1 protein-coding gene and 1 pseudogene are annotated in these 1,436 nt (G+C 60.5%); both read left to right on the forward strand.

Annotated features, from left to right (window positions below):
* A partial coding sequence (locus ED21_RS14495; RefSeq protein ID WP_006834680.1) for a strawberry notch-like NTP hydrolase domain-containing protein occupies positions 1-777 on the forward strand: 777 nt, incomplete at its 5' end.
* A 145-nt stretch (positions 778-922) separates the two neighbouring features.
* A pseudogene (locus ED21_RS15880) lies at positions 923-1,436 on the forward strand (integrase); the annotation flags it as partial.

Below are 1,436 nucleotides of genomic sequence, written 5' to 3' on the forward strand. Positions count from 1 at the left end.
CAGATCCTTGCCTGGGCGGGCGAGGATTTCGACGGCGTGATCGCTTTCGACGAAGCCCATGCGATGGCTAATGCGCTCGGGGGCTCTTCAACCCGCGGCAAGGTCAAGGGCTCCGAACAAGGGATGGCGGGCCTCAGGCTGCAGAACCATCTCCCGCGCGCCCGCGTGCTTTATGCTTCGGCCACCGGCGCCTCGGATATCGCCAACCTCGGCTACACCTCCCGGCTTGGTCTGTGGGGACCCGAGACCGCATTCCCGACCCACGAGGCGTTCATGACCGAGATCCGCGCTGGCGGCGTCGCGGCGATGGAGCTCGTCGCCCGCGACCTCAAGGCCCAAGGACTCTACCTTGCCCGTGCGCTGTCCTTTGCAGGGGTCGAGTACGAAATCCTCGAACACAGCCTGACCGAAGCGCAGGTCCGAGCCTACGATGCCTATGCTGATGCCTGGGCGATCATTCACCGCAACCTCGAAGCTGCGCTCGAAGCAACCCGCGTGGTCGACGAGGACAGCGGCGATACGCTCAATCGCAATGCCAAGGCTGCGGCGCTGTCGATCTTCGAAGGCACCAAGCAGCGCTTCTTTGCCCAGCTCCTGCTCTCGATGAAATTGCCGAGCCTGATCCCCGCGATGGAAGTAGCGCTTGGCGAAGAGCATTCGGTTGTCGTGCAGCTGGTCTCGACCGCCGAGGCCATGCTCGACCGACGCCTTGCCGACCTTACCGTGGAAGAGCGCGAAGCGCTCGATATCGATCTGTCCCCGCGTGAATACGTCTAATGCTGAGCTCAGCATTAGACATATTCTTTGCAGTCGCAGTTTATGTCGAGCGTCGCAGCCGGAGGCGCGGGATTGCGTCGGTTCGTCATGATTTTACTCCAGATAATTACCGGTCCTTCGACCTCAACATGTCGAAGGAACCACCATGCCAACAAGATCATTTGTGTCGTTTCAGCCTGCACCAAGCAGGGTTGGAGAGCCGCCCAGTACTAACGCCCTATTCAGTGCATTCCTCTCCTCTCTGTCGGTTGAAGAGGGAACCGCCTGTGCGGTCCTGTACAGCGCAGCGATCCGCCATTTTCTGTGTTGGCTGGGACTACGCGGGATTGCGCTCGGGACGGTTGATGATCGCATCGTGCGCCGTTTTGAGCAGCATCGATGCCGGTGCCCAAGGTATTCAGCGCAAGCGACAGCCTACAAGGCCGATCTTGCGGCGCGTGTCAGGCGCTTTGTCCGGTTTCTCGAAGACCAGGGTTACATCGACGTAGCCGATGGGATTTACGATCTCGGGCGTCATCTTGCTGACTATTCGCATATGATCGATGGCCTCCAACTCGCGAAGGGGGTGGCGCGAGCCTACCGTTCAGAGGCGGAGCACTTCGCGGCCTGGCTGCGGGTATCGCGATGTCCATGGACCGATGTCGATGACACGGTCACCA

The sequence above is a fragment of the Erythrobacter sp. SD-21 genome (genome assembly GCF_000181515.1).
Lineage (GTDB): Bacteria > Pseudomonadota > Alphaproteobacteria > Sphingomonadales > Sphingomonadaceae > Qipengyuania.